This is a genomic window from Ralstonia sp. SA306, assembly GCF_054792405.1.
On record NZ_CP096451.1, the window covers coordinates 914,745 to 930,442 of the forward strand.

Here is a 15,698-nt window from a genome sequence, read left to right on the forward strand (position 1 = left end):
ATGCCTGATCAAAAAGAAACTCTGCAGCCAAAGTCCGGCACGAACAGTATCGATGGACCGAAACCCTACCAGCAACAATCCGCGACCCGAATCGTGCCGATGCAGCGCGATCACCTGAGCCAGCCGTTTTGGGAGTCCTATCACTCGCCGTCTGGTTTTCAGGTGCGAGCGGAATGTCGCATTCCGCCGCACATGCCCGGCATCATCATTTTCGTGCACGGGGTCAACTCCGAGGGGGAGTGGTATGACGCAGCGGAAGAGGGGTTGTGCGAGGGGCTAAATGACCGCCTCAATCGGCCTGAGGGCACCAAACTGAAGGCAAACCAGTACCTCACGGCTGACCAAAAGACGGACAAGCCAATTCCAAGGCAACTTGCGCCGAATGGGGTTGGGTATTCTCCCGTAATCCGCTTCTATTGGGGCTACCGTGCGCCAGAAGGGATGGAAAAAAAATGGCGGATTCCGTTGCGCAACAGGAGCGCCGTAGATTTCTGGAATCCCGCTCGCTCCGGCGAAAAAGGTCCGTGGTATTGGGGTGGCGGGCCGTTCCAGAACGGGACGAATAACCTTCCACAACTGTGGAGCAAGGAGGGCATGAAGCGCCACCTCTTTGGAATCGACCTGGAGAAGTTGAACACAGAGGCCGACCGCGAATTGCAGGATGCGCCACCGCGCGACTACTACGCGCATGCAGCCCAGCGATTGGCCGATCTTGTTGATCGCATTCGCACCGAATGTCCACGTGACACGGTGACGATCATGTCCCACAGCCAGGGAACCATGGTTGCGTTGGCGGCTACTGCGCTGTGCAAGAAGCGAGCGCCCGACGCGCTATTCGTCATGAATTCACCGTATGCGCTTGAGGACAAGTCGACCGACGCATTGACCGCAGGTATGTTTCGTCCGACAACCGATGCTCGCGTCAACACCTTCCGCAATATTGCAAATCGCATCAAACGCGAAAAACGTGTTTTTACGGAAGCGGAGTTGAAGCAGTTGCAGTGTGGTGCGTCGGAGAATATGGATTTCTGGCGTCCTGACAATCAACGCAAGTCCGGCGTGCACGAACGCGACAACCATGGTCGGCTGTACGTGTACTTCAACCCACATGATCGCGTGATGGGGTCGGAGCCACTGCAAAGCATCGGTTGGCAGGGGGTAAACGACACACTTCTGGCCGAGCTGGGTGATACCGTCAAGCAACGCATGCTGGCGCGCGGCACGCCCGTGGGCGAGGCGGCAGGCGCCAAGAAGTTCGGTACGCTGCCACCAATCCAGAGGCCTGTGGCAGGAATCTCTCCCTCTTCGTTTTGGAACGGCAACCGAGGGGCATTACCGGGCATGAACCTTTGGGTGGTACCGAATGCAAACAAGACGGTGATGATCAACGCTGAGCGAGTCGCGCATCCGCTGACCGCTGAAGAGATGAAGAATTTCGAGGAATCCCGCGTTGATGCAAACGAAATGGCAGCTGTGGACCCAAGGACAGGAAAATACCGTGACGAGAGCTATCCGTACTACCGCTACCTCTACGAATCAAAGACCAAGACGGTGGCGAACCCGCTTAGCCCAATTGGCCTGAGTGTGGCGCGAGAAACTCAAGCGGAAGCGATCAAGAAGCACGACGAATATCGAGCCGAGCCAACTAACCACAGCACATTACCAAATAATGAGGCTTTCATGCGTCGCGTCGCGGCATATGACTTGCCCATTGGATTTTGCGACGCATACGAGAAAAGGGATTTCTGGATCGCCCTGATGAAACAGGCGGACTGGACGCTGGGCCGTGACTCCTACTTCGAAACTGGTGTGCTCAACTCGGTGCAAAGGCCTAGTCTGATTGACTGGGATACAGCAGGTGAAGCCTTGAACAGGATCGCCCTTGAGGATCTCAAGGAGCAGATGAAAGGTCTGCCTCAACGAAAGCGGGAGGAGGTCATATATGGCGACTAAGAGACTGCAGCAAGTTGTTCTGCTGGCGACGGTGTTTGCCGCGCTTCAGGGGTGTTCCGGTAGATCCAAGGAGCCATATGTTTTCATGCTCAGCGATTTCATGAGAGTGAAAGAACTTCCTTATGACTCTCCGACTCAAGTCATCTACCGGATAGACGATCATCGTTTCGTGACACTGGAGCGTTATCGGGACTGCAATCACGGTGAGGCGTTCTACAACGACACGCGCGCGAACATTCGCCAACCGCTTGGGCGAGGCAGCTTTGAGAATTATCAAGGCTATCTAATCAACGCTGATCCAACTGGCCAGAACCTAGCCTTCCCAGCAGCAGCGCCACCACATCTTGCTTCCATTGATCGTGGTTGGACTGTTGAGTTGATGTACTCAACGGACGGCGGAAGAACGTTTAGCTCGATGGACTATATGGAGCACAGCTTCAAGCCATATGAAGACTCGAAAAATCGTGCGGTTTTTGTAACGAACGACCGGCTCTATGTTGCAAAGAAGTGGGGGGACGATGATTCATACGTTGTGGAATATCCGTTGATGCCTGGTGTTGTTTTGGGGAAACCATACCCGCCGGGGGTTACAGGCGATAGCTTCGCGTTGTCGAGCCGACCTCGCACTTTTATGAACCTGCATACCCCTTCGAGGCAAGAACATATCAGTTGCGACCCATCAATGAAGCCGACGAACCCTGATGCGCCATTGGCACCACAGTAAGAAGCATTCTGATGAAAGCCCCTGTTCTTCTTGGCGATGCCACCAGCCATGGCGGCAAGGTCATCACCGCGTCGTCCACCTTCGACATCGGCGGCCGCCCTGCCGCGCTGCTGTACGACATCGTGTCGTGCCCCGAGCATGGCGACAACCCGATCATCGAAGCGGGTGACGGCCTGATTGACGAAGACCGCCCAACGGTGGTCGACCACTGCCGTACCCGATGCGGCAGCTACGTCATCGCCAGTACGGCGGAGGTGTCCTTCGAATGAGTCTGCATTGGCAAGTCCAGCAACCACCTGACCGCGAGCGAGGCAAACCGCCATCGTTGTGGATTGCCTTCGCGATCTTTGTTGTCGTGCAATTGGTTGGAACCGCCATCACTGTGATGACCTGGGGGGCGAAGCCGGTTGCTTCGGTTGATTTCTTCGTGCGCCTGTTGGTGTTGCCGCTTTCCGCAACAGCTGTGCTGTGTGCAGCGCTGTACAAAGGGTACGAAAATCGTATTAGCGAAACGGACTGGTGGAATTACCTGTGCCGCAGCCTGCAATCGCGTTGGCGAAGCTGGGCGCAGCGATATGTCGTGATCGTGGCTTGCGCCACGGTCACGCCCGAAGCAGCGGTTGCGGAGCGCATGCTGGGGCTGGAAGGCCCAAAGCCAGACAATGCAGGCGAGCGGCTACCCCTGGACGGCCAGAATCAGGAGTTCAACGAATCCCGACTTGAAGGTGTACTCCGGCGATTGCTCGTGCCGTTATCTGAGACGGTGACCGCTATTGCGCCTCCCCACACGCTGCATGTCTGCCTGCAATCGACAGCGCAAGAGGGGCTGGCTGAGTTGCGACAGGTCTGGGAGCAATTGCACCTGCCCGAGTTCGCCACATTCTCCTGGCAGTCGTTGGAGGCATCGCTGTCCCCGGCTGAACCATGGCTGGCCAACGGTCAACGCGAGCTAGCGGACTTTCAACTCACCCTGGCCTGTCAGTTGCATCAGCCGGGCGAGGAACCTGTTTGGTCCGAGGTTGCAGTCGCCCTCCAGACCACGACGCCCACGGGGTTGGCTGCCCACAAAAACAAGTTCAAGCCGTTGGCGTATCTATTTCGGCCGATCACGACTGAATCTGATCAGGTCGTTGAGGCGATGCACACATTGCTACGTGCCCAGCAAGTCCTACCCGATTGCATCAAACAGCTGTGGGTGAGCGGCTTAGCCGGCCAGTCTTGGCACATCACGCAATCTGCCGTTCGGGACTGTGGGCTGGAGTTGCCGGCGCGTAACCTGGACGAGGCCATCGGCAAGCCTGGCCCCGTGAGTTCCTTGCTGTTGCACGCATTGGCCGCACAGATGGTGCGGCATGGCCAAGGCGTGCAATTGGCCGTAACGTCGGTTCCGAGCGGGGTTCAACTTGGTCTGGTTGGTACTCAGCTCGCGCCGATTGCGTCGGTCGATCCCACGTACTACCCGATGTTCAGCCTCTGCACGACGATCCAGCTTTTGGGCATCGCTTGCTTAGTGCTCTTTGGTGTACAGACCTTGGGAGGCATTCCGGATTGGTTGCCCAGTGTTGTGCTGGCCGTCGTGATCTTGATGATCCCGCTCCAGATCGGCGCATCGATACTATTGCGGCGTGAGACCACCAATGATTTCCACGCGCACCTATAGCAACGGCTGCAGGAAGCGCCTCATGGCTTTACAAACTGAACATTGCAGGCCGTTGGCAATTTTGGCGTCAACAACGCTGAAAGAGCAGTCTGCCTCTAGACCAGCATGACCAAGTTTCGTCTCGATGTGTTTGCATTTCTGTTGGCCGCAGTGGCTGGCAGCGTGTTGATCTGGCTCCAGGGAGCACATCTTGGGCTGGATACCGAGTTCAGAAAGATGCTAGCTGTTGTTGCGCTCTGGATCTTTTTTGGGGGCATAACCATTCTTGTCGGTTTGAGAGCCTGGCGTAAGGATGTCAAAAGAGCAGACGCGGTACTGGCAGGAGCTTCCCACGCAACGAGCGCGGCAAACATAGATGGCTTGTTCCGCTTGCGCAATACCTTACGTGCCACGCATGGCCGCCGCTGGCGCTACCGGCAGCCGTGGTTACTGCTGACCGGCGACAGCAGCGCAATCAAGCGTCTGTTGCCAGCCATCGTTGAACCCGGCTGGCTCTACACAGACGAAGCGATTCTGCTCTGGAATGACAAGGGCGAAGGCGGTCAACCCGACGCCGCCTGGCTCAAACAACTGCGCAAACTCCGCCGCAGCCGCCCAGTGGATGCCGTCGTGCTGGTCGAAGACGGCACAGGCGAGCTAGCCGCCCAACGCCGGGGCGTGAGTACCGACAGCCTGAACCTCACCCGCATCGCTGAAACACTGAAGTGGTCCGCCACGGTATACGTGCTGGATGTGGCGGATACTGATGTTGCTGGCGACGGTCAAACGCCCGTCATGGGCTGCGAATTCGGTAATCGACATGGCAAGGGCATGGATGCCCCAGCCATCGCCGATGCACTGCTCGTATTGCGTGACCAACTCGCCCAACGCGGCGTCGCCCAACTGATCGCCAACCGCCACGACCGCTACAGCGCAGAACTCTCCGAGCGCCTGGATGACCGCAGCACCAAGCTCGCCGCCTGGATCGCCAGCCTGTCCACCAAGAAGCGTAATCACCAACCCATCAGCGGTGCATTCTTCGCCCCGTACCCGGCACAGCAGGGTGTGGGCGACACGCAAGCCGACTTGCCGCTGTGGCACCACCTCGGCCAACTGGCGCGTCGCACGCGCGGCAAACGCGTTGGTCTACACCCTGTCACCGTCTTCTCCACGATGGTGCTGGTTGGCGTCGGTGCCTGGACCACCGGCATGCTGGCCTCCGCCGCCAGCAACGCCCGTGAAGTCCACCTCACCAACGTAGCGCTGCGTGACTTGAAGTTCGCTCCCGACACCGCCGCCAGCCTGCGCGCACTGCTCGACGTGCAACACCGCATCGAACTCTACGAACATCGCATCGAGCACCAGGCCCCGGTGTGGACCCGCTTTGGCCTGAACCAGGACCGCGCAACGCTGGCCGCCCTCTGGGCTCCTTACGACCAGGCCGCCAATCGTTTGCTCATCACCCCGGTCGCACAGAACATCGAAGCCGAACTGGTCGACCTCGCGCAGATGCCCACCGACCAGCTCGATGACCAAACGAACAAGATCGCCCTGGAAGGCCACCACGCCCTCAAGGCCTACCTGATGCTGGCCGAGCCCGCACGTGCAGAGGCCGCCTTCCTCACCCCGCAACTCACTCGCCACTGGCGCACCAGCGCCAACTTGAGCGATGGGGCCAAGCTGGACCTTTCTGAACGCCTGCTCGGTTTCTATGCCCAGCAGCTCAAAGCCCATCCCGACTGGCGCATCCAGCCGAGACAGGATCTGGTCGGCTCCGCCCGGCAAACCTTGCTCGCCGTCATCGTCGTCAAGAACTCCGAAGACACCGTCTACCAGAGCGTGCTCGACGCCGTCGGCGGCAAGTACCCCGACCAGAGCCTGGCGACGCTCACCCCCGGCACCGACCCGCGCGGCCTCTTGCGCACCAGCGCCACCGTCCCTGGCGCTTTCACCCGCCAAGCCTACGAAGGCACCATCCAGGCGGAGATCGACAAAGCTGCCGAGCGCAGCGCCGCCGCCGGCGATTGGGTCTTGAACACCAGTAACAGCCACCAAGCCGAACAAGGCCTCACCGGCGACGCCCTCAAGGCCGAACTCACCACCCGCTATTTCGCCGACTACGCCGACGCTTGGGCCACCTTCATGAACAGCCTGCAATGGGAGCGCGCGGCCACCATGCCCGCCGCCATCGAGCAGCTCAAACCGATGACCGACACCCGCCATTCGCCCGTCATCGCGCTTATGAAAAGCCTCGAATACCACGGCAAGGCCGGTGCCCCAAAGGCGAGCCTCTCCGACACCCTGGTCGCCAAAGCCCAAAATGTCTTCGGCAAGAAGGAAGACGCCCCGAGCGCACCGTCCGACACAGCCAGCCCCCTTGGCCTAACCTTCGGCCCGATCCTGCGGCTGATGGCCCAAGACACGCCCAATCAGGGCGACCTGAGCCTGCGGCGCTATCTGGATCGCGTCACCGCGCTGCGCCTGAAGCTCCAACAAATGAGCACCAGCCCCAACGCTGACGCCCAGGCCAAACAGGTCGCCATGGCCCTGTTCCAAGGCAAAGGCTCGGATCTGGCCGACATCCAGGACTACGCCGACCAGATCGCCGCCAGCCTCGGCGCCCAATGGGCCGGCATGGGCGAGGCCTTGTTCGTACGGCCGGTCGCCCAGGCCACGCAAACCGTGCTGCTACCCGCCCAGGCCAGCCTCAACGACGCCTGGCGCCAAACCATCGCCACCACCTGGAACCAATCCTTCGCGGGCCGCTACCCGTTCGCCAACACCAGCAACGACGCCTCCATCCCCGAGCTCGCAAGATTCCTGCGCCCCCAGGGCGGCCTCATCCACGCCTTCCTCGGCACCCAACTGGCCGGCGTGCTTGAACTCCAAGGCGACCGCTGGGTGCCCGCAGGCCGTGCCTTCGGCACCGCCACCGGGGGTGACAGTCTCGCCTTCGACCCCAGCTTCCTCAAAGCCATCAACACCCTGCAGCGCATCGCCGCCCACATGCTGGTGCAGGGTGAGGCCCAATACCGCTTCGATTTCCAGCCGGTGCCGATACCTGGCCTGACTGACACGCTGCTCACCCTCGATGGCCAGACGCTGCACTACTACAACCAACGCGAGACGTGGCACGCGCTGATCTGGCCCGCGAATGACCCGCAAAACCTTGGCACGCGCCTCCAATGGCAGACCGAGCAGGCGGGCACCAACAAGAGCTATGAGTACATCGGCCGCTGGGGCCTGGTGCGCATGCTTGAGCGCGCCAAGGTCGAACCTATCGACAGCGCCACCGTGCAACTCACCTGGCAGGCTGTGGCCGATGCGGCGCCCAAGGCTGTCGATGCACAAGCCAAACCGTCAGACAGCGACGCGCAGGTCGTCAAGGCTCCGTTGATGCCTACACCCCAGGACATGATTTATCCGATCCGCTACCTCATGCGCACTGAGGTGGGTAGCGGACCACTCGAACTCCTCACGCTGCGCAACTTCACCTTGCCGCAGCGGATTTTTATGGACATGCGGGCAGGGCGCGCGCGTAACCCGGAGTCCTGAGCCATGTTCACCAATCTCTTGCAACCGCTGTTCGGTGGAAGCCGCGATTGCTAGGTCGCCGGCATCGGCTCCTGCAAGACGGACAGGTCAGGAGGTGTACGCTGTTCGTCTGTCTTGCAGCGGGCCTGGATGTACCGGAGTACCTCATAGGTGAGCGCCTGCCACGCGGCATCAGTTGTGTTCAGTTGCTGGCCTCGCATCATCAGGAACTAGGCGACGGCACCGTGAAACTTGCCGACTTGCCCGCTAGCCAGTGCGCGATTGATCAAGCCCTGCATCTCGTTCACGTTGGCATCTAAAGACTCGAGCTCATCGTCGTTGAACCCATCCCTGGTGGCCTGGAAGCCAGTATTCAGCCCTTGTAGCAAAGAGCCGCCAACTGCTCAGTGAGCTCCGGCGTAACCGAGATGGTTTTGAGTCGTGTTCGGGTCTCCTGCTTGAGGAGTGCATCTACGGAGTTGTGATTGACCTGTTCGGCACTGGCTTCGGCAAGTTACCGGTCGGTCTCAACGGTGAAGGCGGCGCAGGCGGTCTTGGCTTTCCGGTAGTTCCGGCTCAATCTCTTGATGAACTTCGCCTAGAGCGCTCGGTTACGCAGTTCTTTGCGGATCGGGCGGACGAGTTTGTTGCCATGGGCGTCCTTGCGCATATAGAGGGGCATGTCAGCTTCGTGTGCTGACCGGACTTGGCGCTGCTGTCGCGTGCCAGGTGAGGACAAAAAAATCGCCTCTATATCGGCAAATCAATGGCTTCGCATGAACTGGCGGAAGCGGTGAGATTCGAACTCACGGATGGGTCACCCCATCGGCAGTTTTCAAGACTGCTGCCTTAAACCACTCGGCCACGCTTCCTTCGTGCTGCGCTGCTCGTTGCGAGCAAGGGCGCCATTGTAACGGCACCTGGCGCAACTTGGCACCGGTTACCGTCAGTTTTCGTCGTCAGCCAAGAACAATTCCTGCAAATCATTGAGGAATCGCTGGCCCAGCTCGGTCGGGCGGATGGCGACATGGTCGCGTTTCAGCAGGCCGCGCTGCTCGGCGGTATCGAGTTCACGCTCGATGGAGCGCAGCGGCAGGCCCGTGCGTTCCTGGAACAGCGTGACCGGGAAACCGTCCGTTAGTCGCAGCGCGTTGAGCATGAATTCGAACGGCAGGTCAGCGGCGTCGACTTCGCGCTGCTCCTGCATCACCGCCGCGCCGCCGGCCGTCTCGGCCTGACGCAGATACGTGTCCGGATGCTTGTGTCGCATCTCGCGGATGACCCGGTGCGGAAAGCTCAGCTTGCCGTGCGCGCCTGGGCCGATGCCGAGGTAATCGCCGAATTGCCAGTAGTTCAGGTTGTGCTTGCAGCGCTTGCCCGCCTTGGCATACGCCGATACCTCGTAATGCTCGTAGCCCGCCGCAGCCAGCCGCGCGTGAATCCAGTCCTGCATCGCAAACGCCGTGTCGTCATCCGGCAGCGCGGGCGGGTACTTGGCGAAGTACGTGTTGGGCTCCAGCGTCAGGTGGTACAGCGACACGTGGTTCGTATCGAACGACAGCGCGGCCTCCACATCGGCCTCGCATTCGGCGAGTGTCTGACCCGGCAGGGCGAACATCAAGTCCAGGTTGATGTTGTCGAAATGCGCGCGGGCGATGTCGATTGCGGCGCGCGCTTCAGCGGCACTGTGGATGCGGCCAAGCGCCTGCAGGTGTGCGTCGTTGAAGCTCTGGACGCCGATCGACAGGCGGTTCACGCCGCTGGCGCGGTAGCTGCGGAAGCGTTCTGCCTCAAACGTGCCCGGGTTGGCTTCCATCGTGATTTCGGCGTCGGCGTCGACCGGCAGCAGCATGCGGATGTCCGACAGCAGACGGTCCAGCCCTTGCGCCGACAACAAGCTGGGCGTGCCGCCACCGATGAAGATCGTGTGCACATGCCGGCCCCACACCATCGGCAGCGCGGCCTCCAAATCCTGCCGCACGGCAGCCAGAAAGCGCTCTTCCGGGATGCCCCGTTCCGGCTCTGCATGCGAGTTGAAATCGCAGTACGGGCACTTGCGTACGCACCACGGCACGTGCACGTACAAGGACAGCGGCGGCGAAGCCGGCAGGCTGATCTTGCCCGGCTGCAGGAAGACGGAGGTGACCTTGTCACCGGTCTCAGCGGCAGTTGCGGAGGGCGCCTTGGCTGCGCCGGCGGGGTGAATCGGGATCATCGGAACGTCAGGCGTTTTCAAAGGTGCGCAGCCGTTCGACAAGCTGCGCGAGGGCTCGTGCGCGATGGCTCACGCTATTCTTCTCGGCCTTGGTCAGCTCGGCGGCGGTCTTGCCGAGATCAGGCAGCAGGAAATACGGGTCGTAGCCGAAGCCGCCGTCGCCGCGCGGTGTGTCGATCACCTCGCCAAACCAGTTGCCTTCGGCAATGATCGGCTGGGGGTCATCTGCATGGCGCACGTAGACGAGCACACAAACATAGTGTGCGCCGCGATCGGCCTTGCCGGCCAGTTCGCGGACGAGGCGGGCGTTGTTGGCGGCATCCGATTTCGGCCCACCCACCAATTGCGCATAGCGCGCGGAATACACGCCCGGCGCGCCGCCCAGCGCATGCACGCAGATGCCGGAGTCGTCTGCCAGCGCAGGCAGGCCGGACGCGCGGCTCGCGTGGCGCGCCTTGGCGAGCGCGTTTTCAACGAACGTCGCATAGGGTTCTTCCGCCTCGGGAATGCCGAGCGCGCCTTGCGGCGTCACGTCGACCCCGAGGGTGCCTAGCAGCGCGTTGAATTCGGCCAGCTTGCCCGCGTTGTTCGATGCGAGAACGATTTTGCGCATGGCAGTGCCGGTCACAAACCCAGCGCCTGCTTCTGCAGGCCGATCAGCGTGCGGATGCCTTGGTCGGCCAGGTTCAGTAGTGCATCCATTTCGGAGCGCGAGAACGGCGTGCCTTCCGCAGTGCCTTGCACTTCCACAAAGCCACCGCTGCCGGTCATGACGACGTTCATGTCGGTATCGCAGGCGGAGTCTTCAGGGTAGTCCAGGTCGAGCACAGGTACGCCATCGACCACGCCCACCGATACGGCGGCCACGAAGTCGCGAACAGGGTTGCCCACCAGCAGGCCCTTTTTGCGCATGACAGAGACGGCGTCATATGCCGCGACGAACGCGCCGGTAATGCTGGCCGTGCGCGTGCCGCCATCAGCCTGCAGCACGTCGCAGTCGAGATGCAGTGTGTGCTCGCCCAGCGCGCGCAGATCGAACACCGAGCGCATCGCGCGGCCGATCAGGCGCTGGATCTCCTGCGTACGGCCGGTCTGCTTGCCGCGTGCGGCCTCGCGGTCGGAGCGCGTGTGGGTCGAGCGCGGCAGCATGCCGTATTCGGCAGTCACCCAGCCCTCGCCGCTGCCTTTCTTGTGGGGCGGCACCTTGGGCAGCACGCTGGCCGTGCAGAGCACTTGCGTGTCGCCAAAGCAGACCAGCACCGAGCCTTCGGCGTGGCGCGTGAAGTTGCGGGTGAGGGTGACGTGACGGAGTTGATCGGGCTGGCGGCCGCTGGGTCGCATGTGGGGTCTCGCTGAAGAAAACGGATAGCCCGACATGATACCGGCCCGCGCTGCGCTCGGCAGGGCGGGCCGGATAAGGACTGCGCGACGGCGTTTAGCGCGTCAGATTGCTGGTCTTGTCGATGGCGGCGCGGATTTCCGCGATGGAGCGCTCGATTTCCTCTTCCGACATCAGCCCTGATTCGCCTTGCGGCGCGTCCAGGATGGACGTGGTGAAGGCGTTCAGCGGGAGGGTATCGGTCTGCACCGAATCCTGCGAGGTGGTCACGGCGTCCAGCTCCCACATCATGGAGATGGCGGTGGTGTTGTCTGCGGTGTCGCCGGCATTGCGCAGCGCCCGGGCAATCAGCTCGGGAATCGCCTGCGTGACCGAGAAGCTGGTGCAGGTATCGACCAGTTCGTCTTCCTCCACGCTGCCCCACAGACCGTCGGAGCACAGCATGGCAACGTCGCCCGGCTCCAGATTGACCGGCCCGCCGATGTCGATCAGCGGCAGATTGGGCGAGCCCAGGCAGTTGTAGATCTTGTTGCGCTCGGGGTGGTGCGCCACCTGCATCGGCAGCACACGGTCTTGTTGCAGCAGGTTCTCGATCTTGGAGTGATCGCGCGTGCGCGTCACCAGTTCGCCCTTGCGCATCAGATACATGCGCGAATCGCCGGCGTGCGCCCAGTGAAGCGAGCCGCGCTGGGCGAGCGCGCAGACGATGGTCGTGCGTGGCGCATCGGGCAGGCCGTTCGTCTCGGCATAGCGGTGAATGTCGCGGTGCGCGAGCATGATGCTCTCGTGCAGGAAATCACGCGGATTGCGGATCGACGGACGTGCGTGGCGCTGGAACTGGCGCGCCATGGTCTGCAGCGCCTGCTGGGCTGCAACTTCGCCCAGGGAATGCCCGCCCAGGCCATCGCACAACACCATCAGCATGGCATCACGCGTGAAGCAGTAGCCCATGCGGTCCTGGTTGACGCGTCGCGCGCCTTTTTTGCTTTCCTGATAAACCGAGAATCGCATTGCGGCTAGATGAGTATTCGGTGATGGGATGCGGTGCAGCGGCAAGTCCCGCCTAGTGCTGCACCCTCTTGAAATCATACTCCGCCTATCGGCGGCGACCCGGCTGTCAACTGTCCCGGCGGCGCAACAGGCGGCTCATGAAACGTGTCGTCAACGCCTCTTTTTCTTCTGGTACCGGGCCACCTTGGGTGACGGCGGTCAGCGCCTGCAACTCGGTCAGCGCGTTGCTTTCTTCACGCAGTACCTTTTGCAGGCGGAATACGCTTTGCGGGCGCTCTTCCGGCTTCATCTTCAGGCACCAGCCAACCAGATCGATCAGGCTGGCCGTATAGACCTTGCGCAGGCGCTCCAGGCCCTCTTCCAGCTTGTCGTCTTTCTCACGCTGCGTGGCTTCCTGAGGCGGCGTGCCGGCCATGCAGGCATAGATGGTGGCGCCGATGCTGTAGATGTCCGTCCACGGTCCCAGCTCGTTGTGCTTGCGGTACAGCTCAGGCGCGGCAAAGCCCGGCGTGTACATCGGCTGGAAGCGCGAGGCCTCTGCGGTGAGCGTCTGCCGCGCCGCGCCAAAATCAAGCAGGATCGGCGAAAAGTCTTCGCGCAGGTAAATGTTGCCGGGCTTGATGTCGAGGTGCAGCAGCTTGTGGATGTGGACTTCACGCAGCCCACTCATCAGGTCATGGAAGACCTGGCGAATGAAGCGCTCGCGCAGCATCTTCAGCTTGCCTTGCTGACGCGCGGTGAGGATGTGCTCCTGCAGCGTTTTACCCTGCTCATACGTCATCACCATGTAGACGGTGCCGTTTTCCCGGAAGAAATTGAGCACGCGCACGATGGCAGGGTGGGAAATCTTGGCCAGCGACCGGCCTTCTTCAAAGAAGTATTTGAGCCCGAGGCGGAATGCGCTCCCGCTTTCTTCTGGCACGACAGGAATCAATTCGCCCGGCGCACGACGCGCCAGCGAAGACGGCAAATATTCCTTCACGGCCACCGGCGTCCCATGTTCGTCGGTCGCAAGATAGACGAAGCTGAACCCCCCGCTGGCCAACTTCTTTACAATACGATAATTGGACAGCAAGGTACCAACCGGCAACGGGGCACTGCGTGGCTGTCCTGAGCCTTTTGACTCTGTCATGGGTTTGTGTGGCGAAATGGCTGTCGGATTCTCCCTGACCAGTCCACACGTTGTAAAGCGACAAAAGGTGGGGGATTCCCCGCCAATTCCGGGCGTTAAATAACCGCCGCCGGATTTCCTGATTCGACCAAGCACAACACACCACGATTCCATGATCTACAGCATGACCGGCTACGGCGTTGCCACACGCCAGGCAGCCTTTACCGATGCCCATGGCGCACCCAGCGGGAGCGTCGCTACTGTTTCGGTCGAGTTCCGCACCGTCAACTCGCGCTTTCTCGATCTGCTGTTCCGGGCGCCGGAAGAGTGCCGCGCCTTCGAGCCGGCCCTGCGCGAAATGCTGATGAGCGCACTGTCGCGCGGCAAGCTGGAATGCCGAATCAACCTGCAGCGGCAGGAAGCCGCCAGTGATGTCGCGGCGCTCAATGTGGACCTGCTGCAACAACTTGCCAAGCTGGAGCAGGCGGTCACGCGCCACCTGCCGGCATCGGGTTCGCTGCGCATGGGCGAAATCCTGCGCTGGCCTGGCGTCCTGGCCGAGCCCCAACTGACGCAAGACGCGCTGCGCGATGCCGTGATCGAGGCTGCCAAAGAGGCGCTCAAGCAACTTCTGGAATCGCGCCGTCGCGAAGGCGATGCGCTCAAGGCCGTGCTGCTCGACCGTGCTGACGCGATGCTGGCCATCGTCGACAAACTCACGCCGATGGTGCCGGTCCTGATCCAGCAGCATCAGGACAAGCTGACCGAACGGCTGCGCGAGGCGTTTGGCCTGGCCGCACCGGAAGGCACGCCGGCGCTGACGCGCGATGAGCTGACAGAGCGCATCCGCCAGGAAGCCACCGTCTACGGCATCCGCATCGACATCGCCGAAGAACTCTCGCGCCTGCAAGCGCACCTGCGTGAGACGCGCCACATCCTGGAGAAGGGCGGCCAGATCGGCAAGCGCCTGGACTTCATGATGCAAGAGCTGAACCGCGAGGCAAACACGCTTGGCTCAAAGGCCGCCGCGAAGGAGCTGGCCGATGCATCGATGGAACTCAAGCTGCTCATCGAGCAGATGCGCGAGCAGGTCCAGAACCTCGAATAACTCGAAACAATAGAACTAGAACATGCCATCCTCTCAAGCGCACTCTGCCGTCGATACGCCCATCGAGAATCATTTTCCGGGCAGCCTGTTCATGGTCGTGGCGCCGTCGGGCGCCGGTAAGTCGACGCTGGTGAATGCGCTGCTGGCGCAGGATTCGTCGATCCGCCTGTCGGTCTCGGCCACGACGCGCAAGCCGCGTCCGGGCGAGCAGCACGGCCGCGAATACAACTTCATGACCGTCGAGGAGTTCAAGGCTTGCCGTGATCGCGGCGAATTTCTCGAGTGGGCCGAGGTGCACGGTAACTATTACGCCACTTCACGCGTGTGGATCGAAGAACAGATGCGTGCCGGCACCGACGTACTGCTCGAGATCGACTGGCAGGGCGCCCAACAGGTGCACCAGCGCTTTTCCAATGCTGTCGAAATCTTCATCCTGCCGCCATCGCTCACGGCGCTGGAAGAGCGTTTGAAGAAGCGCGGTCAGGACGAGCCCAACGTGATCGTGCGCCGCCTGCTGGCCGCCGGCTCCGAGATGGCGCACGCACCCGAAGCCGACTACGTGATCATCAACGAAGTGTTCGATACCGCATTGGCTGAACTGCGCACCGTGGTGCAGGCCACGCGTCTGCGCTTCGGTGCTCAGAAGGCGCGCCACGGTGAGCTGTTCGTCGAGCTGGGCATTCATTGAGCAAGCAGCGCAATCGCGTTTTTCGGCGTGATTGCGAAAGTGTGGTAGCGCCCCCGCCCCCGTGCTGTCCGAGGGAAGTGCTGCGCTGCTGCTAAAATATCGAGATCAACAAGATTTGCCACCAGGTGGAGTTTTCATGGCGCGTATTACCGTCGAAGATTGCTTGAAACAGATTCCGAATCGCTTCGAACTGGCATTGGCCGCAACGTACCGCGCCCGTCAGTTGGTGCAGGGCCACACGCCCAAGGTCGATGCCAAGGACAAGCCGACCGTGACCGCATTGCGCGAAATCGCATCCGGCCAGGTTGGTATCGAGATGCTCAAGAAGGTTCCGTCCTGAGCTGACACGCATTACCTGGCATTACCTGGCGTGGTA

Annotated in this window: 14 protein-coding genes and 1 tRNA gene; 9 read left to right on the forward strand and 6 right to left on the reverse strand. The window is 61.2% G+C overall.

From position 1 onward, the window contains the following. The 6 genes from M1D44_RS04315 to M1D44_RS04340 all read left to right on the forward strand — a co-directional run bounded on the left by M1D44_RS04315 (nucleotide 1) and on the right by M1D44_RS04340 (nucleotide 8,550). Nucleotides 1–1,953: a T6SS effector phospholipase Tle3 domain-containing protein gene (locus M1D44_RS04315; protein WP_316684011.1), complete on the forward strand. Its 1,953-nt coding sequence runs from the start codon at nucleotides 1–3 to the stop codon at nucleotides 1,951–1,953. Continuing rightward, on the forward strand, nucleotides 1,943–2,677 hold the full coding sequence (locus tag M1D44_RS04320) for a T6SS immunity protein Tli3 family protein (protein ID WP_316853190.1): 735 nt from the start codon (nucleotides 1,943–1,945) through the stop codon (nucleotides 2,675–2,677). The genes M1D44_RS04315 and M1D44_RS04320 overlap by 11 nt, the downstream gene beginning before the upstream one ends. Nucleotides 2,678–2,688: 11 nt before the next feature. Further along, nucleotides 2,689–2,946, forward strand: a complete 258-nt coding sequence (locus tag M1D44_RS04325) for a PAAR domain-containing protein (RefSeq protein WP_316853191.1) — start codon at nucleotides 2,689–2,691, stop codon at nucleotides 2,944–2,946. Beyond that, entirely contained in the window at nucleotides 2,943–4,337 is a 1,395-nt protein-coding gene (locus tag M1D44_RS04330; RefSeq protein ID WP_316853192.1) for a hypothetical protein, read from the forward strand. The genes M1D44_RS04325 and M1D44_RS04330 overlap by 4 nt, the downstream gene beginning before the upstream one ends. A 369-nt stretch (nucleotides 4,338–4,706) precedes the next feature. After that, entirely contained in the window at nucleotides 4,707–7,871 is a 3,165-nt protein-coding gene (locus M1D44_RS04335) for an ImcF-related family protein (protein ID WP_461241611.1), read from the forward strand. A gap of 460 nt (nucleotides 7,872–8,331) precedes the next feature. Further along, complete coding sequence (locus M1D44_RS04340) at nucleotides 8,332–8,550, forward strand: hypothetical protein (protein WP_316854163.1); 219 nt, start codon at nucleotides 8,332–8,334, stop codon at nucleotides 8,548–8,550. A gap of 82 nt (nucleotides 8,551–8,632) precedes the next feature. Here M1D44_RS04340 and M1D44_RS04345 read toward each other — a convergent pair. The 6 genes from M1D44_RS04345 to M1D44_RS04370 all read right to left on the reverse strand — a co-directional run bounded on the left by M1D44_RS04345 (nucleotide 8,633) and on the right by M1D44_RS04370 (nucleotide 13,547). Then, nucleotides 8,633–8,722, reverse strand: a tRNA-Ser gene (locus tag M1D44_RS04345). A gap of 74 nt (nucleotides 8,723–8,796) precedes the next feature. Further along, nucleotides 8,797–10,065 (reverse strand): radical SAM family heme chaperone HemW, encoded by a 1,269-nt coding sequence (gene hemW / locus M1D44_RS04350; protein WP_024975224.1) that lies wholly within the window; start codon nucleotides 10,063–10,065, stop codon nucleotides 8,797–8,799. Nucleotides 10,066–10,072: 7 nt separating this feature from the next. Further along, on the reverse strand, nucleotides 10,073–10,678 hold the full coding sequence (gene rdgB, locus M1D44_RS04355; RefSeq protein ID WP_316854164.1) for an RdgB/HAM1 family non-canonical purine NTP pyrophosphatase: 606 nt from the start codon (nucleotides 10,676–10,678) through the stop codon (nucleotides 10,073–10,075). 11 nt (nucleotides 10,679–10,689) lie between these two features. Next, nucleotides 10,690–11,406 (reverse strand): ribonuclease PH, encoded by a 717-nt coding sequence (rph, locus tag M1D44_RS04360; RefSeq protein ID WP_112184187.1) that lies wholly within the window; start codon nucleotides 11,404–11,406, stop codon nucleotides 10,690–10,692. A 94-nt stretch (nucleotides 11,407–11,500) separates the two neighbouring features. After that, the gene (locus tag M1D44_RS04365; protein WP_024975227.1) at nucleotides 11,501–12,415 is read right to left on the reverse strand and encodes a PP2C family protein-serine/threonine phosphatase; all 915 of its coding nucleotides are present in this window, start codon (nucleotides 12,413–12,415) and stop codon (nucleotides 11,501–11,503) included. Between the two features lie 106 nt (nucleotides 12,416–12,521). Next, the gene (locus M1D44_RS04370; RefSeq protein ID WP_024975228.1) at nucleotides 12,522–13,547 is read right to left on the reverse strand and encodes a serine/threonine-protein kinase; all 1,026 of its coding nucleotides are present in this window, start codon (nucleotides 13,545–13,547) and stop codon (nucleotides 12,522–12,524) included. A gap of 151 nt (nucleotides 13,548–13,698) precedes the next feature. On the opposite strand from M1D44_RS04370, the gene M1D44_RS04375 reads away from it, so the two are divergent. The 3 genes from M1D44_RS04375 to rpoZ all read left to right on the forward strand — a co-directional run bounded on the left by M1D44_RS04375 (nucleotide 13,699) and on the right by rpoZ (nucleotide 15,662). Continuing rightward, nucleotides 13,699–14,634, forward strand: coding sequence for a YicC/YloC family endoribonuclease (locus M1D44_RS04375; protein ID WP_024975229.1), 936 nt, complete (start codon nucleotides 13,699–13,701; stop codon nucleotides 14,632–14,634). A 22-nt stretch (nucleotides 14,635–14,656) separates the two neighbouring features. Next, the gene (gene gmk / locus M1D44_RS04380) at nucleotides 14,657–15,322 is read left to right on the forward strand and encodes a guanylate kinase (protein WP_024975230.1); all 666 of its coding nucleotides are present in this window, start codon (nucleotides 14,657–14,659) and stop codon (nucleotides 15,320–15,322) included. Nucleotides 15,323–15,458: 136 nt separating this feature from the next. Next, on the forward strand, nucleotides 15,459–15,662 hold the full coding sequence (gene rpoZ, locus M1D44_RS04385) for a DNA-directed RNA polymerase subunit omega (protein ID WP_004630929.1): 204 nt from the start codon (nucleotides 15,459–15,461) through the stop codon (nucleotides 15,660–15,662). The last annotated feature ends 36 nt before the right edge of the window (nucleotides 15,663–15,698 follow it).